We start from the raw sequence: 20061 nt of genomic DNA on the forward strand, positions 1-20061 counted from the left end.
CCGCTCTGCAGGATACCTCTGGAGCCAAGAACCAAACGATTTTCAGCAGGAGCGCGCAAGAATGAGCAGCCTTACCCCGATCCGTTTTGCCGAATACGACCCCAAGGCAATGGCTGAGATGACCGGCCGGGTGGCGGTCTTGGTGACCCCTGAAGGCAGCATGGATCAGGCCGCGCGCAGCGCCAACCGGATGGCCAAGGGCGCCATTGCCCGGCTGATCGATTCCGAAGGGTTCAAAAAGGCCAAGGCAGGTGATGTCATTTCACTGAACTGGCCCGCAGGCATGAAGGCCGAGGCGCTGGACGTGCTGGTGCTGCCGCGCAAGCTGACGCCGGTGGAGGCGCGGCAGGCGGGCGCCAAGCTGGTCAAGGGGGCTACTGGCAAGCGGTTGACCGTCATGGCTGGCAGCATGAACAAAGCCGCGGATCTGACAATGGGTATGGCCCTGCGGGACTATGCCTTCGACAATCACAAGTCGCCGAAGGACGACAAGGCCGAAGGCGAAGTGGTGGTCGCCTCCAAGGCTCCGGCGGATCTGGAAGCCGCCTGCGCGCCGTTGCTGGCGGTAGCTGAAGGCGTTCATATGACCCGTGATCTGGTCAATGAGCCCGCAAATGTGCTGACAACCACGGAATTTGCCCGCCGCATCGAAGACATGAAGGACATTGGCCTGGAGGTCGAGATCCTGGAAGAGGCTGACCTGGAAAAACTGGGCATGCGCACGCTGCTGAGCGTCGGGCAAGGCTCCGACAGCCCCTCCAAGGTTGCGGTTATGCAGTGGAGGGGCGGCGCCAAGGATGCCGCACCGCTGGCGCTGGTCGGCAAGGGCGTGGTATTCGACACCGGCGGCATTTCCCTGAAGCCCGCGGCAGGCATGGAAGAGATGACTATGGACATGGGCGGTGCCGGTGTCGTCGCAGGCGCCATGCGTGCACTGGCGCTGCGCAAAGCCAAGGCAAACGTCGTTGGCTTGGTCGGCCTGGTGGAAAACATGCCCTCCGGCAACGCCACCCGCCCGGGTGATGTGGTGAAATCCATGAAGGGTGACACCGTCGAAATCATCAACACGGACGCCGAGGGGCGCTTGGTGCTGTGTGATGTCCTGTGGTACGCGCAGGAGCGGTTCAAGCCCGCAGGTGTAATTGATCTGGCAACCCTGACAGGCGCGATCATCATCGGGCTGGGGCATGAAAACGCCGGTGTCTTCTCCAATGATGATGACCTGTGCAATGCCTTCCTGAAGGCTGCCAAGTCTGAGGACGAGGGCGCTTGGCGGATGCCGCTGGGCAAGGCCTATGACGAGCAGCTTAAATCTCGCATTGCCGACATGAAGAACGTTGGCGGCCGCCCTGCGGGCTCCATTACTGCGGCGCAGTTCCTACAGCGGTTCATCAAAGACGATATGCCCTGGATCCATCTGGATATCGCCGGCGTGGCATCGGTCAGCAAGGACACGGACTATGCGCCCAAGGGGGCCACCGGCTGGGGGGTGATGGCGTTGAACCGGCTGGTCGCGGATAAGTTCGAGGCGGAATAAGCCGTTATGGGAGCCGCTTTTTTCTACCATCTGACGCAAAGGCCGCTGGAGGAGACCCTGCCGGTCCTTCTTGACAAGGCGCGCGGGGCGGGCTGGCGCATTGCGGTGCGCGGGCGCGATCCGGAGCGTATGGCCTGGCTGGATGACCGCCTGTGGCAGGGGCCCGAAGAGAGTTTCCGGGCTCATGGCCTGGCGGGCGGCCCCCATGACGCGCTGCAGCCCATCCTGCTGACGGCGGGCCCTGAGGCGGCCAACAATCCGGAGTGCGTGATGGCGGTGGATGGCGCCGCTGTCAGTGCCGAAGAAGTGCAGGCGCTGAACCGGGTCTGCATCCTGTTTGACGGTACCGATCCCGAGGCCGTTCAGCACGCGCGCACCCAGTGGAAGGCCCTGACGGATGCGGGCTGTTCCGCCCAGTACTGGTCCGAGGAAAGCGGCCGCTGGGAAAAAAAGGCCGAGAAATAGGCGGATATCCGTTTGTCGCACCCCGGTGTCGGCGGAATTTTGCCGATAGCTTGTGTGAAATGTTTCGCAAGGGCAACAATTTCTCGATTTTTCGTCACGCGCCCATTATCCCTTCCAGCACAAAATTCCGGTCAACCGGAAACAGGCCAGGACACTGGGGGACAGATGATTTTTCGACAGGTGGTCAAGCGGCTGCGGCTGCTTCCTATTGCCGGCGCAGGCCTTCTTTTTCTGGCCAATTGCGGCGATGTTCAGAATGGATCCGTCAGCCGGGCAGAGGCTGAGGCCGCGCGGCTGGAGTATGCGGTTCAGGAAGTTCAGTACCTCCAGTCCAAGGGCCGCCGTGTCTGGTGTGTGCCCTTTGCCCGCAATGCCAGCGGGATTGAAATTTTCGGCAACGCAAAAACCTGGTGGGCACAGGCAACGGGGCAATACAATCGCAGCAAGCAGCCGGAACCAGGTGCCGTGATGGCGTTCAGCGCCACCCGCTCCAACCCGTTGGGGCATGTCGCGGTGGTTTCCAAGGTTGAGGATGCGCGCAGGATCCGGGTCAATCACGCCAACTGGCACCGCAACAGAATCTCGCTCGGCATGGCGGTGGTTGATGTGTCGGAAAAGAATGACTGGTCCGCGGTCCGGCTGGAAAGCAACCCGGGCGCGTTCGGACGGGTCTACCCCGTCAAAGGTTTCATCACGGCTGAACCCGGCAACGGGTAACGCCGCTGCCGTGGTGCAGTTCAGTTGCGCGGGTCAGTGACCCGGAATTTCGCCGCGTTCGATCATCTTGACGGAAATTTCCTTGAAGGCCGTACGCCACATCGCCTCCAGCTCAAGGGTCATTTCCTTGCCGAGCGCATGGCGCAGGGTGTCGATCAGCGCCTCTTCCATTGGGGCGAAATGGTCAGTGAGGACGCCTAGAGACGCATGTGTTTTGCCGAGCTGCTGAAATTGCGGGGCAACGGCGCTCTCATCATTCAGCCTGGCAATAATCACGCCCAGTGTGGTCATGAATTTCATGCCCTGGCCTTCCAGGTCTTCGCGGAACAGCTTGCGCAACTCAGGCGCATGCCGGAACAGCGCGTCATAGAAATAGGCTGGCGATCTGCCGGTTTCTTCCTTCAGCTTGGTGTAGCTTTGCTGCAGTTGCTTGAGCTCGTCATCTGTCACGGCGGCTTGCTCCTCTCTGATTGGTTTTCTGGCTTCCAATCTAAGGGTCATGCAGACGCAGTTCCTTGATCCGCCTCAATACATTGCACACGACAGGGATGCGTGGCACGCGGCGGTTAGCGTGTCAGTACCAGCGCACCATTGCGGATCTCGATGCTGGACCAGCGCTGCAGGTAGCCCATGCCCAGCAAAGATTGATCCAGTTCGCCCTGATTGACCCAAACGCGCAGATCCGTGTCGGTGATGCCGCCCAGCGAAATCTCATCCACCCAGACAGAGGCGGTGCGCACTTCGCCATTGGCGGTGCTGGCACGGCCGAGATAGGCGAGGTTGCCGGTATCAATGCCTGCGCTTTGCGCGTCGCGCTCATTCAGCACCACCTGGCTGGCGCCGGTATCGACCAGAAACTCGACTGGCGCGCCGTTCACTTCAAGCGTCAGGTAGTAATGGCCGTCAGGAGAGCGCGGCACCTCGACCCGGCCGGCATCCATCGCCACGCTTTGCTGCGGCCGGACGGTCTGCCGGATGTCCTCCCACAGCCCGTATGAGGCGATCACGCCAAGGAAAATAAAGCCCCAGACGGCAAACATCTGCAGCGTCTTGCCGATGCTTTGGCGGTTCTGGACAAAGACCCATGACCCGACTGCAACCAGAAGGATGATCAGATAGATAAACCGTCCGATTTCATATTCGCCCATGCGCTCACCTCCTGGATATAATGTAGGTGCTGCGGGACGTTATACTAGCCGGCGAAACCGAAGTCGCGCAGGCCGTCCAGAACGAACTGCACCGAAAGTGCCGCCAGCAGCATGCCCAGAAGCCGGGTGACAACAGTGATCCCGGTCTTGCCCAGCATCCGTTCGAACAGGCCGGAGAACAGGCACATCACCAAGAGGATCGCCAGAACCGCGATCACCACGCCCATGACCATGGCGAAGCCCGCGAAACCGGGCTGCTGGCCGGTCAGCAGGATCACCGTGGCGATGGAGCCGGGGCCAGCCATCAACGGGATTGCCAGAGGAAAGACGGAAGGATCGTCGAAGTCATCTTCCTCGCTGCGGTCCTCGCGCCGCTTGTTGCGGCGTTCGAACAGCATGTCGAGGGCGGTCAGGAACAGCAGGACGCCGCCAGCCACCCGGAAAGCGGGCATTGAAATGCCGATGAAACCCAGCACTGCTTCGCCAAATCCAGCAAAGATCGCCAGCAGGACCGCAGCCGTAATTGTTGCCCGCAGTGCTATGGAGCGGCGGCGGGAGGAGGACATGCCCTGGGTCAGGGCAATGAAAACCGGTGTCAGGCCGATCGGGTCGACGATGACGAACAAGGTAACAAAAGAGGTGATCAGAAATGCAGTGTCGATCATTGTGCCTCGGCTTTTTCCAGTTTCTCAACTGCCTTCATCCAAAGATCCTCGGCGCGGTCCTGGGCTTCCATCACTTCGGCATATTTGCGCTGCCAGACAACAGCCTCATCCTTGCGGCCTTCTTCGTACAGCGCGGGGTCTGCCAGCTTCTGGGCCAGCTTGTCCCGCATCTCGCTGACTTTTTCGAGCCGTGCCTCACCTTTGCGGACCTCGGCGCGCAGGGCCAGGATAGCGTCGCGGGAAGGGCGCTTGGGCTTGTCTGCCTTGGGTTTGCCCGCTGGTTTGTCGCGTGTCAGCAGCAGGTCGCGGTAGGCGGGCAGGTCGCCCTCAAACGGCTTCACAGTGCCGCCGGACACGAGCCACAGGCGGTCCGCCACCAGGCTGAGAAGGTGCATGTCGTGGCTGACCAGAATAACTGCGCCGGAGTAGGCTGTCAGCGCCTCAACCAAAGCCTCGCGGCTTTCGATGTCCAGGTGGTTGGTCGGTTCGTCAAGGATCAGCAGATGCGGCGCGGGCAGGGTGGCCAGCAGCAGCGACAGGCGTGCTTTCTGGCCGCCGGAGAGACGGCCCACCGCGGTATCAGCCTGATCCGCGCCAAGGCCAAAACCGGCCAGCCGGGCGCGCAGCCGGGCCTGGCCCTCGTCGGGGCGTTCGCGCTGCAGATGCTGCAGCGGTGTTTCGTCGATGTGCAGCTCATCCACCTGGTGCTGGGCGAAAAAGCCGATCCGCAGTTTGCTGGACTGGGTCATCCGTCCCGTCATCACGTCCAGGCGCCCCGAAAGCATCTTGGAGAGGGTGGATTTGCCCTCGCCGTTTTTACCCAGCAGCGCGATGCGGTCGTCCTGGTCGATGCGCAGATCCAGCCGGCTGAGGATCGTGGTGCCGTCATAGCCGACCGATGCCCCCTCGGTGGCGATGATCGGCGGCGACAGCTCCTCCGGTTCGGGGAAGGTGAACACGGTGCGTGCGGCGTCTTCGGGCGCGCGGATGGTTTCCATCTTCTCCAGCATCTTCACCCGGCTTTGCGCCTGTTTTGCCTTGCTGGCCTTGGCCTTGAACCGGTCCACAAAGGCCTGCAGGTGGGCGCGGCGGGCGTCCTGTTTCTTGGCCAAGGCGGCCTGATTGGCGCGGTTGGCGGCGCGCTGGCGGGCGAATTGGTCATAGTTGCCGGAATAGAATGTCAGGCCAAGGTCTTCGAGGTGCAGAATGCCGTTCACTGAGCGGTTCAGCAGTTCACGGTCGTGGCTGATGATGATCACCGTGTGCGGGTATTTCACCAGATAGGCCTCAAGCCACAGTGCGCCTTCGAGGTCCAGATAGTTGGTCGGTTCGTCCAGCAGCAGCAGATCGGGCTGGGAGAACAACACCGACGCCAAGGCGACGCGCATCCGCCAGCCGCCTGAGAAGTCGGAGCAGGGGCGCTGCTGGGCCTCGTAGTCAAACCCGAGCCCTTTGAGGATGGAGGCAGCACGGGCCTCGGCCGACCAGGCGTCAATGTCCGCAAGGCGGGTTTGGATTTCCGCGATCCGCCCCGGATCCTGTGCGGTTTCCGCCTCCGCCATCAGCTCGGCACGTTCGGTATCGGCCGCCAGCACCGTGTCGATCAGCGACACGTCCGAGGCGGGGGCTTCCTGTGCCACCCCGCCGATCCGCGCCCGGCTGGGCAGGGAAATGCTGCCGGATTCCAGCGACAGCTCATTGCGGATCAGCCGGAACAGCGTTGTCTTGCCGGTGCCATTGCGGCCGACCAATCCGACTTTGTGTCCGGTGGGGATCGTGGCGCTGGCGCCATCGAACAGGAGGCGGCCTTCGACCGCATAGGAAATATCGCTGATACGTAACATGAACCGAGCACTGCGGCAGTGCTGCGGTGTTGTCAATGGGGGTGGGGAGCTGGCGGCGGCTGGCAGCCCCATCATGAGCTGCTATTTCAGATGCCGGGCCAGTTCATCGAAGGAGTAGGATGCAAATCCAACCAGCGGGCTCTCACCATCACGGCTGAAAGCAAAGACGTGGATCTCGTCATGGCGCAGGGTGGCGCGGCAGAAGGTGTCCGGTTTGGCGAGCTGCGCCGGACAGCTGTCCAGATCCGTGTGGGCGATAGCAGTTTCGAAAAGGCCGTATGTCATTGACATGGCAGTTTCAGCGGCAACTGCCGGGGCGGCTGCGAGGCAGGCGATCAGAGCAAATGCAGGTTTCATCATTCAACCTTGTTTCAAGTTTCAACCCTGTTCGCGCTGTGGTATCTGACAAAAACAATCAGATAATTGCAACCCCGAAGCAGCAGCTGCGTCAAAGCTGCGCAATCCCCTCTTTATCCTGTCACAGAGCCATGCTATCGGGGCGGCAATTCGTAACGGGCCGGGCATGACGTCCGGCTTTTCAGCACAGGAGTCTGCCACATGGCACTGGAACGCACTTTCTCGATCATCAAGCCCGATGCAACCCGCCGTAACCTGACCGGCGCAATCAACGCCAAGTTTGAAGAAGCTGGCCTGCGCGTCGTGGCGCAGAAGCGCATCCACCTGACCAAAGCGCAAGCGGGCGAGTTCTACAAGGTGCACGCCGAGCGTCCGTTCTACGACGAACTGTGCGAATTCATGGCTTCCGCGCCGATCGTTGCACAGGTTCTGGAAGGCGAGAATGCCATCGCGAAGAACCGCGAAGTCATGGGCGCCACCAACCCGGCAGACGCCGCGGCCGGCACCATCCGCGCTGAGTTCGCTGAATCGGTTGGTGAAAACTCCGTTCACGGTTCCGACGCACCGGAAACCGCAGCGGTTGAAATCGCCTACTTCTTCTCCGGCCTCGAGCTGGTCGGCTAAGCCACAGGCTTATCCGGATCTAGAAGGGCTGCAACCTCCGGGTTGCAGCCCTTCTTTTATTGTGAAAACGGCCTGCCCAGCGGGTGCTGGCGGATCCCCGGCTGATTTTGTTGCCGGGCCGGTCTGGCGGCGTAGGCCGGGGACGCCCGCAGCTCCCGCGGAGCGCTCAGGCTGGAAAACTTTCTCCGTCCCAGGCGTTTCGGCAATGGTTCACGCCTGCCTGCCCGGTCCTCGAGGTGCTGGCGGAGCAGCGCTGCATTACGGGTGTTGGACTTCCAGGCCGCATCAAACAGGTCACCCAGCAGCGGCACCGCGCCGATCAGCGCGTCGATGCCTGAGTTGGCGGCCATCCGGGCCAGCACCGGGGCGGAGGCGCCCATGCGGTATCCGGAGTAGAGGAGGTAGCCGGCAGGCAGCAGGGCAAACGCGTCGCCGATGCCTGGCACCAGGCCTGCGATGCTGTCCCAGCCTATCCTCACCCCAATAACCGGAACGCGGAAGGCGCGGTCCATACGATGGGCAAGGCGCTCAAGTTTCAGCAACCGCTTTTGCTGATATTCCGGCAGTTCAGGCATGGCGCGGCGTCCTTGCAATAATCCAGACCGCGTGAACGATGCCGGGGATGTAGCCAAGAAGCGTGAGCAGAATGTTCAGCCAGAAATGCTTGCCCAGGCCCACCTGCAGGAACACGCCCAGCGGCGGCAAAATGACTGCGAAAATGATGCGGATCAGGTCCATGCCGGATCTCCCTTGGTTGCGACTGTCCTTGGAGACACAACGCTGCAGCACTGGAAAAGGTTGCAGTCTTGCCAGCTGGCTGGTTTTTCGCGGCCTTGCAATCACCTGACCCTGGCCCCGCCCGGGGGGTTAGAGCGTCTTCAAATCCGCAGGCGTTGCACGCACGCCGATGGCGTCCAGTTCCGCCAGCAGTTTGGAGCTGTGCTGCGGGCGCGTCTCTGCCTTGATCGCATCAAAGCGTTTGCGCAGCTCTTCTTTTTCTTTTCCCTTGCAGTCATTCCAGGGCCGCCCCTGCAAGGCCATCACCAGCACGTAGTAGCCGATGAAATGCGGCCGGGTGCCGGTTTGCAACAGCTTGGCATAAGCTGCATCGGCACCAATCGCGCGCAGCTCTTCGGCGGAGGTGATACCTGCGCGGTGGCAGGCTTCCTCGTAGGCGGGGCCGAGGTTGCGGATGGAGGAGATGGCTGTGTTCATGGTTTGTTTCTATCTGCGCGATCTTCTGTTGTCACGCGGAAATCTTGCATCGTTGTCATTGTTATCCGGCACTTTGACGCTGGGTTCCGCGCCGGAATGGGTGATTGACAGTCTCATTTGCTGCGGAAACGCTACCGGAGCAACCGGCAGGAGGGCGAAGGATGAGCAATGCAGCGTACAGGCCTGTGAGCGTTGAGGGATTTGACCTGGCGAACCCGCCAGAGGGGTTTATTGCGGATCCCTTCCCCTACTACGATGCCTTGTTGCACGATGCCCCGGTGCTGCCGCAGCCGGACGGGTCCTTGCTGGTCTGCCGCCATGCGGATCTGGACAGGATTTACCGTGATACCACTTTGTTTTCCTCGGACAAAAAACGCGTCTTTGCACCCAAATACGGCGCGGGTTCGCCGCTGTTTGAGCATCACACCACCTCGCTTGTGTTCTCCGACCCGCCCTTGCACACGCGGGTGCGCAAGATCATGACCTCTGCCCTGACACCGCGGGCGATTTCCAGGATGGAGCCGGGGCTGATTGAGACCGTCGACCATTTGCTGAACTCTATGGCGGGAAGCGGCGAGGTGGATCTGATAGGGGATTTCGCTGCCTCCATTCCGATCCAGATCATCGGCAATCTGCTGGATGTTCCACTGGAGGAACGGGCGCCCTTGCGGGATTGGTCGCTGGCGATCCTCGGCGCGCTGGAGCCTGCGCTGAGCGAGGCCCAACTGGCGGCGGGGCACCGCGCAGTGGAGGAATTCAAGGACTACCTGCAAGACCTGATCGCACGGCGGCGGGCCAGACCGGGCGACATTGAGACCGACGTGCTGACCCGGCTGATCCGGGGCGAGGGGGCAGACGGGACCCTTAGTGAGGTCGAGCTGATCCAGAATTGCATTTTCATCCTGAATGCAGGTCATGAGACCACCACGAACCTGATCGGCAACGGGCTGGCGCTGCTGAACGACCATCCAGAGCAACGGCGGCGCTTGCTGGAAGAACCGGAGCTGATAAAGCCCGCGGTGGAGGAGGTACTGCGGTTCCGCTCTCCGAACCAGCTGGGCAATAGGGAAACTACCGCAGAGGCGGAGATCGGCAGTATCCGGGTGCCTGCTGGGACCAACCTGCATCTGGTGATCGGGGCGGCGAACCGCGATCCGGGCGCGTTTGAAAACCCTGCGGAATTTGACATTGCCCGTACACCGAACCGGCATCTGGCCTTTGCTGGCGGTCCGCATGTCTGTGTCGGGCTGACGCTGGCCCGGCTGGAGGGCAAGATTGCCATCGAGCGCCTGCTGCGCCGGTTTCCGGACTACCGCATATTGCCCGGGAGAGTGCCGGGCGGACGGATCCGGTTTCGCGGCTATGCGCGCTTGCCCGCGGCGCTGGGGTGAGGGGACGGCTGCACTCAGATTGCCGCTGACCTGTAGGCGCTTGGCGGTGCGCCGGTCCAGCGGCGGAAGGCGCGGTGAAAGTTGGCGGCGGAGGAAAACCCGGTGTCCTGCGAGATTTCCTCGATGCTTTTCAGGCCGGATTGCAGGTCGCGTATTGCCAGATCGCGCCGCAGCCCGTCCTTGATGGCCTGAAAGGAGGTGTCCTCTGTCTCCAGCCGCCGCATCAGCGTGCGCGGGGTGACGCTTAGCGCTCTTGCTGCGTCCGCAAGATGACAATTCTCCCAGCTGCTCCGGTACAGGAATTCCCGTACTTTCAGCGACTGGGTGTGTTCGCGGAACCCGGTGAAAATCCAGTCGCGAGGCGCCCGGGCCAGAAAGTCGTTCAGTTCTGCATTGCTGCGGTGGCCGGGCAATCCAGCGGAGCCGGTGTCGAAGTCGATCGCGGACCACCGCGCACCAAAGCTGACAGGGGCAGGGAAGATGACCGCATAGTCCTGGGCAAACGCGGGGCGTTCAAAGGCGAACTGCACAGCGCGGACCGGCACTTCATATCCAGCAAGCCACGACAGCAGCCCGTGCGCCAGTTTCAGGATCAGCATGTGCCCGAACCGCTGCGCAGGCTGGCTGCCTTGGGGCACCAGTTGCAGGCCGGTGCTGGTGGTATCTTCTGTCAGGTCGACCCGGTAGTCGTCCAGCAGCAGGTTCCAGAACGTGGAAAACCGGTGCAAGGCGGCGGGCAGCGTGCTGGCTTCGCGCACGGTTGTCAGCAGATGCTGCAAGGCCCTGGGCCTTACCGGCCGGCTCCAGAGGCCCGTCATCTCGTCCCCGGTTTCAACTGCGGCAATCTGATAAAGCCGTACGATCTGATCCAGCGTGACCCGATGGGTCAGTTGCCCCTCCGCCAGATGCAGCCCGGCCCGTTGCAGGAAAGTCGCCAGTTGTCCTTCCTCGCTGCATTTGCGCAGCGCGTGCAGCCAGTCTCCGGCAAACTGCGGTGACACTGTTGCAAGGCTGGAGGAATCTGGCGGCGGGATCTGCATCGTGAATGCGTTTCTTGTCACTTTTTGAAAGGATTTTGTCTGTAATGAACGTGGAATAGCACCATTGCAACGCGTATCTGGCATGAAGGAACAATAATCCGGAGCCACGGAAATGACCTACCAGGCGCCCATTCGCGACATCATGTTCAACATTGAACACCTGCCACCCGAGCCGGAAGGGGCCTCAACCGGCGGCATCGACCTCGCGGACATGGAGGCAGCGCTGGACGGGCTTGGGCGCTTCTGCTCAGACGTCATAGCACCGCTGTCGCGGGTCGGGGATGAGGCCGGAGCGCGGCTGAAGGGGGCAGAGGCTGTGCTGCCTGAGCCCTACTCCCAGGCCTATGAGCAATTTGCAGAGATGGGCTGGCAAAGCCTGCCGCATCCGGAGAAGTTCGGCGGCATGGGCCTGCCGCGGGCGGCTGCAGCGGCTGCGACCGAGATTTTGAATGCTTCGGACCTCAGCTTTGGCCTGTGCCCGCTGCTGACCGATGGCGCGGTGGAGGCGCTGCTGCTGACCGGATCGGATGCGCAGAAACAGAAATACCTGGAGCGGATGATCTCCGGACAATGGTCCGGCACCATGAACCTGACCGAGCCGCAAGCAGGCAGCGATCTGGGGCGGGTGCGCTGCAAGGCGGAACCGACGGCGGACGGCACTTTTGCGGTGTCCGGCACCAAGATCTTCATCACCTATGGTGAGCACGGGCTGACGGAGAACATCATTCACCTGGTGCTGGCCCGAACCCCGAATGCGCCGGCTGGCCCCAAGGGGCTCAGCCTGTTCATTGTGCCCAAGTTCCTGGTGGAGGAAGACGGCACGCTGGGCGGCCGCAACGCAGTCACCTGTGTTAGCCTGGAACACAAGCTGGGCGTTCGTGCCAGCCCGACCGCCGTGCTGGAATACGATGGCGCGACCGGTTTCCTGGTCGGCGAGGAGAACCGCGGGCTGGAGTATATGTTCGTGATGATGCGCGCCGCCCGCTTTGCCGTGGGTGTGCAGGGTGTTGCTGTGTCGGAACGCGCCTGTCAGCATGCGCTGCAGTACGCACAGGACCGCGTGCAAAGCCGCCCGGTGGATGGCAGCACCAAAGATGCCGCGCCGATCATCCGCCACCCGGACGTGCAGCGGATGCTGCTGCGGATGCGGGCGCTGACCGAAGGCGGCCGGGCGCTGGCGATTGCCACTGCGGGCTGGCTGGATATGGCCAAGCAGGGCAGTTCCGACGCTGAGGAAATGGCCGAATTCCTGGTGCCGCTGGTCAAGGCCTTCTGCACCGAGCGGTCTCTGGAAGTCACTTCCCTTGGGGTGCAGGTGCACGGCGGCATGGGCTTCATCGAGGAGACCGGTGTTGCCCAGTTCTACCGCGATGCGCGGATCCTGCCGATCTATGAGGGCACAACGGCTATCCAGGCCAACGACCTTCTGGGCCGCAAGGTGCTGCGCGACGGCGGCGCAACTGCCCGCCGCTTTGCAGGGCTGGTGCAGGAAACCGAACAATCGCTGCAGGGTGGCAATGCCCAGGCGCAGGCCGTGGCAAAACGGCTGAGTGAGGCGCGCCAGATGTTTGAGGTCAGTTTGGCCTGGCTGCTGGAGACTGCCGGCAAGGACCCCAACGCGGCCTATGGCGGCAGCGTGCCGTTCCTGATGCTGACCGGCAACCTCGCCGCCGCCTGGCAGCTGGGCCGGTCCGTCCTGGCGGCCAGCACCAAGCTGGAGCAGAACGAGAACACGGCCTTCATGGCACAGAAAATCGCCACGGCAGTCTTCTATGCGCAGCACATCCTGGTGGAATGCGGCGCCGAACACTTGCGTATCACCGAAGGCAGTACCAGCCTGGGCGATGCCGCAGTCAACTTTTGAATACTTAACACTAGCGGCACGGCTCTGTGCTGGAAAACTAAGAAAGGGCCAACTCCATGACCCAAGCGGCAAATACGCAATCTTATGAAAACCTTGAAATCGAACAGCAAGACAATGGCGTCAGCATCGTCCGGCTGAACCGCCCCACCAAGCGCAACGCGCTGGATACCGCAACAATCGAAGAACTGGTGACCTTCTTCAGCAATGCCCACCGCAACGGCGTGAAGGCTGTGGTGCTGGCAGGCAAGGGCGACCACTTCTGCGCAGGGCTCGATCTGGTCGAGCATTGGAAGGCTGACCGCAGCCCTGACGATTTCATGCATGTGTGCCTGCGCTGGCATGAAGCCTTCAACAAGATGGAATACGGCGGCGTTCCGGTTATCGCCGCGCTGCAGGGCGCGGTTGTCGGCGGCGGGCTGGAACTTGCCAGCGCCGCCCATATCCGGGTAATTGACCAGAGCACCTATTTCGCGCTTCCCGAGGGCCAGCGCGGTATCTTCACTGGCGGCGGCGCCACCATCCGGGTCTCTGATATGATCGGGAAATACCGGATGATCGACATGATTCTGACCGGCCGCGTCTATCAGGGGCAGGAGGCCGTCGATCTAGGCCTGGCGCAATACATCACCGAAGGTTCCAGCTTCGACAAAGCGCTGGAGCTTGCGGACAAGATTGCCGAAAATCTGCCGCTGACCAACTATGCGATCTGTTCGGCAATCAGCCATCTGAACAATATGTCCGGCATGGATGCGGCTTATGCCGAAGCAGTGGTGGCGGGCGTGGTGAACACCCAGCCCGCAGCCCGGGAACGGCTGGAGGCCTTTGCCAACAAGACCGCTGCCCGGGTGCGTCCCAACAGCTAATTCTTCGATGCGCGCCGCCAGTGGCAGGGGCAGCCTGGCGGCGCCAAAAAGCATTGTTCCCGGGGCTCCAGCCAGTGCGGCGGCTGCCCGGCCTGTTTGAAGCGCAAAAGAAAAGGGCCTAGCGAGTGATCGCTAAGCCCTTGAATTCTTTGGCTCCGGCGGTAGGGATCGAACCTACGACCAATTGATTAACAGTCAACTGCTCTACCGCTGAGCTACGCCGGAACATGTGGCGTCGTATAGGATTTCCGGCCTGCGGCGTCCAGAGGAAATTCTCATCCGGCAGCAATTTTTTTCGCTGCGCCTGGCGTCGCTCCGGCGGACGCCGCGAGGGCGATGCCGGTCCCCCATTTGTTTCCATTTCAAAGGTGGGTTGTCATCCTGTACCCCGGTGCAAAGAACAGCTTGGCCAGCGTCACCGGCTCGCCGCGCAGCCATGTAATGCGTTCGGCAGTAAAGATCGGATCGCCGGCCTGGGTGTCGAGAAATTCGGCAACGGACTGGTCGGCCTTGGTGGCCAGAAAACTCAGCTCCAGATTGGTGAATGGCACCTTTTGCACAAGCCAGTCATTGGGGCCGGAGCGGGAGAAATCCGCCTCCAGAACCTCTGGAATGCTGTCGGGCACGATCCAGCGGACTTCATACTGAAACGGCGTGTTGTCGGCATAATGCATGCATCTGAGGTGCAGCACTTCGCGGCCTTGCGGGATGTTCATCCTGGCCGACAGCCAGCCCGGCGCAGGCATGACCGCGCGCTCGACAAGAGCATACCGGTATTCTGCCCCTGTTTCCGAGATCTCATCGCGGACCAGCGGAATCGCAAACTGTGCTTTTCTGACCGGTGAATTCAGGACTCTGGTGCCGGCTTTGCGCTTGCGCTCCAGGTAGCCCTCTTCCGCCAGCTCCCGCAGCGCCCTGTTGACGGTTGTGCGGGTGCTTGAAAATTCTTCGGCGAGGTCGGTTTCGCTGGGCAGCAGGCTGTCCGGCGCCCAGATCTTGTTGTGAATCCGGTCCAGCACGACCTGCTTGATATCGCGGTAGCTCATGTTTGCACGGGGTGCGGCCATGCTGCCTCCAATAAATTTTCTTATTGCTTATATATATAGACATAATGAGCTTGGAAAGCGTGCAACCGCCGAAGGGCAGCAGCTGGAGTCTGTAAATGCAAAAAAGCCCTCAAGCGGTTGAGGCTTGAGGGCTTATTATGGCTCCGGCGGTAGGGATCGAACCTACGACCAATTGATTAACAGTCAACTGCTCTACCGCTGAGCTACGCCGGAACGGTCCGTGCCGTATAGCGTTCCCGTAAATGGGCGTCCAGAGGGCAGCGGGCACTTTTTTGAAAAAATTCAGCCCTTCGAAATCTCAAAGACTGACGATGCTGACAGGGCGCCTTGAGGCTCTGCCATGCCACGGCCTGTGAGGTCCACCAGATGGGCAAAGACGTTGCGCTCCGCGGCCTTCAGCAAGGCAGGCGGGGTGCCGGTGTATATTTGCTCCGCCAGGCTGCGGGCGGTGGCCGGCGCTTGGGCCAAAGCAGCCAGAATGGCGGTTTCGCGCGATTCCCTGTGGGCAATCAGCCAGTCGAGCCGTTCTTGCGGATTATGAATGGGCGCTCCGTGGCCCGCATGAAAGACCCGCCAGCTGCGCTGCCGCAGGCGGCGGCTGGACGCCATGAAATCGGTCAGGTCGCCATCCGGCGGCGACACCAGCGAACTGGCCCAGCCCATGACATGATCAGCGGTAAAGCAGGCGTCGTTCCAGGCCAGGGCTATGTGGTTGCCCAGGTGGCCGGGGGTGTGGATCACTTCCAAATCCCAGCCGTCGCCGCTGATGACCTCTGCATCACCCACCGTGATATCGGGGGCGAATTGCCTGTCGATGCCCTCGCCGCCGCCTGCCAGCCCTTCCTTTGCCAAACGAGACATGACGGCGCTGCGGCCTGCCTGCGGCCCGCCAAAGGCATAGACCGGCGCGCCGGTGGCCTGACTCAGGCCGCGGGCCAGCGGCGAATGGTCCAAATGGCTGTGGGTGACAATGATATGGGTGATCTGCTGGCCGGGCTGCACTGCCGCAAGGATAGCGGCAAGGTGCGCGTCAGACTCCGGCCCCGGGTCGATCACCGCCAGACCGCCGGTGCCCAAGAGATAGGTGTTGGTGCCGCGGTAGGTCATCGGCGACGGATTCGGCGCCAGGATGCGGCGCAGACCCGGCTCCAGCTCCTCGGCCAGTCCGGGTTGCGGGTTGAAGTCGTCCGGTGCCTGCATGGTGCTGCCTCATTGATGATTTCCCGGCCCGGGCAATCTTCCCTCTTTCCCCGGCGCCCTATAGGCTTAGCCCATGTTCTTCCAATGGCTCAAACGATATATGCCGCGCAGCCTTTATGCCCGGGCGGCCCTGATCCTGGTGGTGCCGATCGTGGCGCTGCAGATCGTGATCTCTGTTGTGTTCATCAAGCGCGACCTGGAGGACGTGACGGTGCAGATGACCGCAACCATCCAGCGCGAGATGGAGCTGCTGCGCCAGATCGCGGACGCAGCACCGGATCAGGAAACGGCATTGGCCCAGATCGCACCTGCGCTGCAGCCCTTGCAGATGCAGGCACGGTTTCTGCCGCCCGGTGCGCCGCTGCCGGAGGATGAATTCAGCCTGATCGAGTTTTCCGGCCGGGTGGTGCGCGAGGAGATGCAAAAGACCTTTCCCGGGTTTCTGGCGGCGCGGTTCCTGCCGGACCGGATGGTGCAGATCTATTTCGGCACTTCACACGGGCTGATGGAGTTGAGCTTTGACCGCCGCAGGCTGACTGCCGCAGCGCCGCACCAGTTGATTGTCACAATGCTGCTGTTCGGCTTTTTCATGATGATGATCTCCTTCCTCTACATGCGCAACCAGCTGCGTCCGATCAAACGGCTGGCCAACGCGGCAGAGGCATTCGGGCGCGGCCGGGCAATGCCGTACTCACCCTCCGGCGCGACAGAGGTGCGGGCCGCGGGCAGCGCCTTTCTGGACATGCGTGCCCGCATTGAACGCCAGATTGAGCAGCGCACCCTGATGCTGTCCGGGGTGAGCCATGATCTGCGCACGCCGCTGACCCGGATGAAGCTGGAACTGGCGATGCTGGACGAGGAGGATGCAGCCCCGATGCTGCGCGACGTCGACGAAATGCAGGCGCTGCTGGACGCGTTCCTGGATTTCTCCCGCGGCGCGGCGGTCAGCGAGCCAGAGCCGGTGGACCCGCAAGAGCTGGTGCGCGGGATCATCAGCGATTGGCAGCGCCAGGAGCAGCAGGTGACATTGGGCGAGATGACCGGCGAGGGGGAGGTGATGCTGCGCCGCCAGCCGATGCAGCGGGCGGTATCCAACCTGATTTCCAATGCGGTTCGCTATGGCTCCTGCGCAAGGGTTTCCGTTGCGGTGACCGACAAATCCATGCGGATCAGGGTTGAGGACGACGGGCCAGGCATCCCGGCAGAACAGCGCGGCGACGCGGTGCGGCCTTTCACCCGGCTGGATCCGGCGCGCAATCAGAACCGGGGCTCTGGAGTCGGGCTGGGGCTGGCGATCGTGGCGGATACCGCACGCGCCCACGGCGGCACCCTGCGGCTGGGCGAAAGTGCCGATCTGGGCGGGCTCAAGGCGGATATCGTCATCGCCCGCTGAAACGGCCCGTGCAGAAACAGATCTGGCGGCCGCAAACGGGACCGCCAGCATCGTTATCTCTTGGCTTTTTCAGGCCGGTGCTCCTGGCATCAGCCGCGCAGCTGGCCGTCAGGCCAACTCCTTGGATAGGGTATTAAAGCCGGTCTCAATCGCCGAAGCAGCCTTGACCAGGTTCTCGCCGCCGGAGGCAATGCTGGTCACCGCGGTGCTGAGGCCCAGGCTGCCGACCCAGATCACCCATTTGGCCCAGACCGGGTCCTTGTGGCGCAGGGCATCGACGGCCTTTTGCGAGTTGTCGCGGAACTTCTCGGCCGGCTTGATGCTGACGTGATAGGCTTCGATGCTCTTGATCAGCTTGGCGGTTTCCTTGCGGGTGGCTTCCATTGCAGCAAACAGCCCGTCCAGCTTCTTGCTCTTGTAGCCCCGGTCCTTGGCCATCTTGCCCAGCTTCTTCTCGATCTCCTTGTCGAGCTTGCTCTGCTTGTCGAGAAGCTTGTTCAGTTCCTTGCCCAGTGCGGCGATTTCCAGGTCGATGTTCTTGAGCTTGGCCTTGTAGGTTTCCAGATGCTTGTCGACCCGGTTGAAACCTGCGGTTTCGATCATCAGAAAATCAGCCAGAAACTCCTTGCCGATCTCCTTGGCCTTCACCTTGGCCTTGGACTGTTTTTCATAGGCCGAAACCAGCTGTTTCAGCGCCTTCTCCAGCTCACCGTGGATCTTGACGATGTCGGAGGTCACTTTCTGCACCGCGCGCGCCACTGAAACGATGCTTTGCGCAATGCCGTAGATACTGGCGGCAATGGACACACCGCCGGTCACCGCACCAGCCGCCAGCGAGGCGGTTGAGCCGATCGCACAGGCGCTGCCGAGCACAATCGCACTGACCACTTTGATGCGGTATTTCTTCCGGTCCTTGTTGGCCTGTTTCCACTTGTCGAAATGCTTGGTCGCGACCTGCTCAATCGACTTTTCATATTTGGCAAAGATCTTCTTGATATCGGCGTCCAGCTCTTTGCATTCCTTGTCGCTCAGCGGCATCACCGAGCCCAGGTTGTTCGCTGCATCCACCCGAAGGCAGCATTCGTTCAGCAGCTTTTTGTATTCTTTGGTGGCATCATCATACAGCTTGGCGACAAAGCGGGCGTCGGTGTCGAGTTCCTTGGCAACGCTCTTGTCGACCTCGACGGTGGCGGTGAAGTTCATGTTGCCGAGCTGAACAAATTTGGGCTTCACCTTCTTGGTGACCTCATTTTTCACGTCAGCTTTGATGATGGTGAGCTTTTCTGTCGCCATATTCCTGATGCCTCTTAAATAATCTTGCGGCGGGGGCGGCGCCTGAAAACAGTATCGAAATCGCTACGGAACAAGTAATTTGCCCTGCTCTGAAGCCACCCTACCGGACGGCGGGGATTATGAAAGCAAAAAGCTTACAGCCGGGTGAAGGCGGCCTGAGAATGGCGTGATCCTGCAAGTTTCTATGGCTTGGCGCCGCCTGGCCCGATGCATCAGGCTGCGCTCCCCAAACTGGACGCAGGGTGTTGCGCCGGGCCACCAATCAGCGCACGCCCGGTTTTCCGTATCTTCGTTTTTTCTGTGTATCTCTCTGGTTCAGGGGAAGCAGTCCATGAGCGCAACCTGCCTGGGAGTTACCACATGCCTCAGATTGATCCATTCACCAGTTTCCGCCGCGGGCTGGAAAGCCCGGCCACCCACCATCTGTCCATTACTCCGCAGGACGGAGTTGACCTGCCTGTCAGACCCAGGGTCCTGCGGGTGCTGGCCTCCGGCGATCTTGCCATGCGCGATGAGGCTGGAACAGTGATGACATATGCGGTCACGGCCGGAGAAACCATCGGGTTCTCGGCGGTTGGCATCGAAGCAACCGGCACAACGGCATCTGTCGCGGGGTGGTACTGATGCTTGGGCTGGGGTTATCCGTTACCGGCACGGCACTGCAGGGGGGCACAACCCGCCCTGCCAGTGCGGGCCTGATCGGGTGGTACAGTGCCAAGGCGGCAGGAACCATCACACGCGGGGCAGGGGAGGAGGTCACTGCCGTCGGCAACCTTGTTCCCGGCGGCGCCAGCCTCGGCAAGCTGTCCGGCGGGGGACCGGTGTACGCGGCTTCAGAACCTTTGGCCGGCGGGCGCCCGGCGCTGGTCTGGCCGGATGCGGCAAATGCCAGCGGATTGGCGCTTGCAGCGGATGCGCTCGTCAAGGAAGTGTTTGCAGTCATGGCCTATGCCGATGGCACGCGGGGGGCGTTTGACACATATAACACGCTGATCACCGATCTCGCAGGTCTTGATGCCAGCAGCGCCAACCGCGTTATGGGCCATGAGGGCAACCCTGGCGTTTTCACACCCTCTCTGCCGCCGGGGATGACAATCCATCTGAACGGCGGTGCAGCAACCACCACATTGCTGCCGTTGCCGCTGTCGGTCGTGCATATCAAATCCGCAACCCCTTTTGCGCTGGCTGCCATTGGTGGGCGCAACAATGGGATCAACCGGGCGTGGCGCGGGCCCGTGTGCGAGGTGCTGGCTTATTCGGAAACACTGGATGCAGAAGCAGCCGGCCGCAATGTCCGCTATTTGAAAGAGGGTTGGGGCATTGGGTAGGCGTTTCGGGATGTGCTGCCGATGCCGGCCAGCGAGGCTGCCGCCTGCCG

The 20061-nt window shown here is 61.6% G+C and carries 22 protein-coding genes and 2 tRNA genes; 10 read left to right on the forward strand and 14 right to left on the reverse strand.

The genetic code is table 11. From position 1 onward, the window contains the following. Positions 1 to 61: 61 nt before the first annotated feature. From GC1_RS00715 to GC1_RS00725, 3 genes are read left to right on the forward strand one after another with little or no spacing between them, the layout of a single operon-like run. The gene (locus tag GC1_RS00715; protein ID WP_019298529.1) at positions 62 to 1537 is read left to right on the forward strand and encodes a leucyl aminopeptidase; all 1476 of its coding nucleotides are present in this window, start codon (positions 62 to 64) and stop codon (positions 1535 to 1537) included. Between the two features lie 6 nt (positions 1538 to 1543). Next, positions 1544 to 2002: a DNA polymerase III subunit chi gene (locus GC1_RS00720; protein WP_019298528.1), complete on the forward strand. Its 459-nt coding sequence runs from the start codon at positions 1544 to 1546 to the stop codon at positions 2000 to 2002. Positions 2003 to 2014: 12 nt separating this feature from the next. After that, complete coding sequence (locus GC1_RS00725; protein WP_443136558.1) at positions 2015 to 2719, forward strand: CHAP domain-containing protein; 705 nt, start codon at positions 2015 to 2017, stop codon at positions 2717 to 2719. 33 nt (positions 2720 to 2752) lie between these two features. On the opposite strand, the gene GC1_RS00730 is transcribed toward GC1_RS00725, so the two are convergent. The 5 genes from GC1_RS00730 to GC1_RS00750 form a co-directional block, all read right to left on the reverse strand. Next, positions 2753 to 3169, reverse strand: a complete 417-nt coding sequence (locus tag GC1_RS00730) for a globin domain-containing protein (RefSeq protein ID WP_019298526.1) — start codon at positions 3167 to 3169, stop codon at positions 2753 to 2755. A 116-nt stretch (positions 3170 to 3285) separates the two neighbouring features. After that, positions 3286 to 3867, reverse strand: coding sequence for a retropepsin-like aspartic protease family protein (locus GC1_RS00735; RefSeq protein ID WP_019298525.1), 582 nt, complete (start codon positions 3865 to 3867; stop codon positions 3286 to 3288). A 44-nt stretch (positions 3868 to 3911) separates the two neighbouring features. After that, positions 3912 to 4532, reverse strand: a complete 621-nt coding sequence (locus tag GC1_RS00740) for a MarC family protein (RefSeq protein WP_019298524.1) — start codon at positions 4530 to 4532, stop codon at positions 3912 to 3914. Beyond that, positions 4529 to 6376 carry an ABC-F family ATP-binding cassette domain-containing protein gene (locus tag GC1_RS00745; RefSeq protein ID WP_019298523.1) on the reverse strand — a complete coding sequence of 616 codons (1848 nt, stop codon included), beginning with the start codon at positions 6374 to 6376 and terminating at the stop codon, positions 4529 to 4531. The genes GC1_RS00740 and GC1_RS00745 overlap by 4 nt, the downstream gene beginning before the upstream one ends. A gap of 81 nt (positions 6377 to 6457) precedes the next feature. After that, positions 6458 to 6736 (reverse strand): hypothetical protein, encoded by a 279-nt coding sequence (locus tag GC1_RS00750; RefSeq protein WP_019298522.1) that lies wholly within the window; start codon positions 6734 to 6736, stop codon positions 6458 to 6460. A 198-nt stretch (positions 6737 to 6934) separates the two neighbouring features. Here GC1_RS00750 and ndk point away from each other — a divergent pair, with 198 nt between their 5' ends. Then, a complete protein-coding gene (gene ndk / locus GC1_RS00755; protein WP_019298521.1) occupies positions 6935 to 7357 on the forward strand; it encodes a nucleoside-diphosphate kinase in 423 nt (140 codons plus the stop codon). 56 nt (positions 7358 to 7413) lie between these two features. Here the strand turns inward: ndk and GC1_RS00760 are convergent, their stop codons facing one another. The 3 genes from GC1_RS00760 to GC1_RS00770 all read right to left on the reverse strand — a co-directional run bounded on the left by GC1_RS00760 (position 7414) and on the right by GC1_RS00770 (position 8572). After that, positions 7414 to 7932, reverse strand: coding sequence for a DUF4112 domain-containing protein (locus GC1_RS00760; RefSeq protein ID WP_019298520.1), 519 nt, complete (start codon positions 7930 to 7932; stop codon positions 7414 to 7416). Continuing rightward, entirely contained in the window at positions 7925 to 8095 is a 171-nt protein-coding gene (locus tag GC1_RS22050; protein WP_019298519.1) for a YqaE/Pmp3 family membrane protein, read from the reverse strand. Before GC1_RS22050 ends, GC1_RS00760 begins: the two co-directional genes overlap by 8 nt. 129 nt (positions 8096 to 8224) lie before the next feature. After that, a complete protein-coding gene (locus tag GC1_RS00770; RefSeq protein ID WP_019298518.1) occupies positions 8225 to 8572 on the reverse strand; it encodes a TfoX/Sxy family protein in 348 nt (115 codons plus the stop codon). A gap of 161 nt (positions 8573 to 8733) precedes the next feature. Here GC1_RS00770 and GC1_RS00775 point away from each other — a divergent pair, with 161 nt between their 5' ends. Next, positions 8734 to 9963, forward strand: coding sequence for a cytochrome P450 (locus GC1_RS00775; protein ID WP_019298517.1), 1230 nt, complete (start codon positions 8734 to 8736; stop codon positions 9961 to 9963). 14 nt (positions 9964 to 9977) lie between these two features. On the opposite strand, the gene GC1_RS00780 is transcribed toward GC1_RS00775, so the two are convergent. After that, positions 9978 to 11003 (reverse strand): AraC family transcriptional regulator, encoded by a 1026-nt coding sequence (locus GC1_RS00780; protein WP_019298516.1) that lies wholly within the window; start codon positions 11001 to 11003, stop codon positions 9978 to 9980. A 112-nt stretch (positions 11004 to 11115) separates the two neighbouring features. Here GC1_RS00780 and GC1_RS00785 point away from each other — a divergent pair, with 112 nt between their 5' ends. Both GC1_RS00785 and dmdD read left to right on the forward strand, forming a co-directional pair. After that, positions 11116 to 12867 carry an acyl-CoA dehydrogenase gene (locus GC1_RS00785; RefSeq protein ID WP_019298515.1) on the forward strand — a complete coding sequence of 584 codons (1752 nt, stop codon included), beginning with the start codon at positions 11116 to 11118 and terminating at the stop codon, positions 12865 to 12867. Between the two features lie 56 nt (positions 12868 to 12923). Further along, the gene (dmdD, locus tag GC1_RS00790; RefSeq protein ID WP_019298514.1) at positions 12924 to 13730 is read left to right on the forward strand and encodes a methylthioacryloyl-CoA hydratase; all 807 of its coding nucleotides are present in this window, start codon (positions 12924 to 12926) and stop codon (positions 13728 to 13730) included. Positions 13731 to 13880: 150 nt separating this feature from the next. Here the strand turns inward: dmdD and GC1_RS00795 are convergent. The 4 genes from GC1_RS00795 to GC1_RS00810 form a co-directional block, all read right to left on the reverse strand. Next, positions 13881 to 13955 (reverse strand) — tRNA-Asn (locus tag GC1_RS00795). A gap of 137 nt (positions 13956 to 14092) precedes the next feature. Then, positions 14093 to 14797: a GntR family transcriptional regulator gene (locus GC1_RS00800; RefSeq protein WP_029205094.1), complete on the reverse strand. Its 705-nt coding sequence runs from the start codon at positions 14795 to 14797 to the stop codon at positions 14093 to 14095. 138 nt (positions 14798 to 14935) lie between these two features. Continuing rightward, a tRNA-Asn gene (locus GC1_RS00805) sits at positions 14936 to 15010 on the reverse strand. A gap of 69 nt (positions 15011 to 15079) precedes the next feature. Beyond that, the gene (locus tag GC1_RS00810) at positions 15080 to 15997 is read right to left on the reverse strand and encodes an MBL fold metallo-hydrolase (protein WP_019297440.1); all 918 of its coding nucleotides are present in this window, start codon (positions 15995 to 15997) and stop codon (positions 15080 to 15082) included. 73 nt (positions 15998 to 16070) lie between these two features. On the opposite strand from GC1_RS00810, the gene GC1_RS00815 reads away from it, so the two are divergent. Continuing rightward, on the forward strand, positions 16071 to 17390 hold the full coding sequence (locus GC1_RS00815; protein ID WP_019297441.1) for an ATP-binding protein: 1320 nt from the start codon (positions 16071 to 16073) through the stop codon (positions 17388 to 17390). Between the two features lie 108 nt (positions 17391 to 17498). Here GC1_RS00815 and GC1_RS00820 read toward each other — a convergent pair whose 3' ends face one another. Beyond that, the gene (locus GC1_RS00820) at positions 17499 to 18683 is read right to left on the reverse strand and encodes a hypothetical protein (protein ID WP_019297442.1); all 1185 of its coding nucleotides are present in this window, start codon (positions 18681 to 18683) and stop codon (positions 17499 to 17501) included. Positions 18684 to 19043: 360 nt separating this feature from the next. Between GC1_RS00820 and GC1_RS00825 the strand changes: the two genes are divergently transcribed. Together GC1_RS00825 and GC1_RS00830 are read left to right on the forward strand one after the other, a co-directional pair. After that, on the forward strand, positions 19044 to 19307 hold the full coding sequence (locus GC1_RS00825) for a spike base protein, RCAP_Rcc01079 family (protein WP_019297443.1): 264 nt from the start codon (positions 19044 to 19046) through the stop codon (positions 19305 to 19307). Continuing rightward, the gene (locus tag GC1_RS00830) at positions 19307 to 20011 is read left to right on the forward strand and encodes a hypothetical protein (RefSeq protein WP_019297444.1); all 705 of its coding nucleotides are present in this window, start codon (positions 19307 to 19309) and stop codon (positions 20009 to 20011) included. Before GC1_RS00825 ends, GC1_RS00830 begins: the two co-directional genes overlap by 1 nt. The last annotated feature ends 50 nt before the right edge of the window (positions 20012 to 20061 follow it).

Origin of the sequence: Leisingera sp. ANG1, assembly GCF_000203975.2 — a bacterium.
GTDB lineage: Bacteria > Pseudomonadota > Alphaproteobacteria > Rhodobacterales > Rhodobacteraceae > Leisingera.

Bases quoted from the DNA above. Each gene is read 5' to 3' on its own strand.
- GC1_RS00715 (WP_019298529.1), top strand. From the start codon at position 62: ATGAGCAGCCTTACCCCGATCCGTTTTGCCGAATACGACCCCAAGGCA.
- GC1_RS00720 (WP_019298528.1), top strand. From the start codon at position 1,544: ATGGGAGCCGCTTTTTTCTACCATCTGACGCAAAGGCCGCTGGAGGAG.
- GC1_RS00735 (WP_019298525.1), bottom strand. From the start codon at position 3,867: ATGGGCGAATATGAAATCGGACGGTTTATCTATCTGATCATCCTTCTG.
- GC1_RS00740 (WP_019298524.1), bottom strand. From the start codon at position 4,532: ATGATCGACACTGCATTTCTGATCACCTCTTTTGTTACCTTGTTCGTC.
- GC1_RS00745 (WP_019298523.1), bottom strand. From the start codon at position 6,376: ATGTTACGTATCAGCGATATTTCCTATGCGGTCGAAGGCCGCCTCCTG.
- GC1_RS00750 (WP_019298522.1), bottom strand. From the start codon at position 6,736: ATGATGAAACCTGCATTTGCTCTGATCGCCTGCCTCGCAGCCGCCCCG.
- ndk (WP_019298521.1), top strand. From the start codon at position 6,935: ATGGCACTGGAACGCACTTTCTCGATCATCAAGCCCGATGCAACCCGC.
- GC1_RS00760 (WP_019298520.1), bottom strand. From the start codon at position 7,932: ATGCCTGAACTGCCGGAATATCAGCAAAAGCGGTTGCTGAAACTTGAG.
- GC1_RS22050 (WP_019298519.1), bottom strand. From the start codon at position 8,095: ATGGACCTGATCCGCATCATTTTCGCAGTCATTTTGCCGCCGCTGGGC.
- GC1_RS00770 (WP_019298518.1), bottom strand. From the start codon at position 8,572: ATGAACACAGCCATCTCCTCCATCCGCAACCTCGGCCCCGCCTACGAG.
- GC1_RS00775 (WP_019298517.1), top strand. From the start codon at position 8,734: ATGAGCAATGCAGCGTACAGGCCTGTGAGCGTTGAGGGATTTGACCTG.
- GC1_RS00780 (WP_019298516.1), bottom strand. From the start codon at position 11,003: ATGCAGATCCCGCCGCCAGATTCCTCCAGCCTTGCAACAGTGTCACCG.
- GC1_RS00785 (WP_019298515.1), top strand. From the start codon at position 11,116: ATGACCTACCAGGCGCCCATTCGCGACATCATGTTCAACATTGAACAC.
- dmdD (WP_019298514.1), top strand. From the start codon at position 12,924: ATGACCCAAGCGGCAAATACGCAATCTTATGAAAACCTTGAAATCGAA.
- GC1_RS00800 (WP_029205094.1), bottom strand. From the start codon at position 14,797: ATGGCCGCACCCCGTGCAAACATGAGCTACCGCGATATCAAGCAGGTC.
- GC1_RS00810 (WP_019297440.1), bottom strand. From the start codon at position 15,997: ATGCAGGCACCGGACGACTTCAACCCGCAACCCGGACTGGCCGAGGAG.
- GC1_RS00815 (WP_019297441.1), top strand. From the start codon at position 16,071: ATGTTCTTCCAATGGCTCAAACGATATATGCCGCGCAGCCTTTATGCC.
- GC1_RS00820 (WP_019297442.1), bottom strand. From the start codon at position 18,683: ATGGCGACAGAAAAGCTCACCATCATCAAAGCTGACGTGAAAAATGAG.
- GC1_RS00825 (WP_019297443.1), top strand. From the start codon at position 19,044: ATGCCTCAGATTGATCCATTCACCAGTTTCCGCCGCGGGCTGGAAAGC.
- GC1_RS00830 (WP_019297444.1), top strand. From the start codon at position 19,307: ATGCTTGGGCTGGGGTTATCCGTTACCGGCACGGCACTGCAGGGGGGC.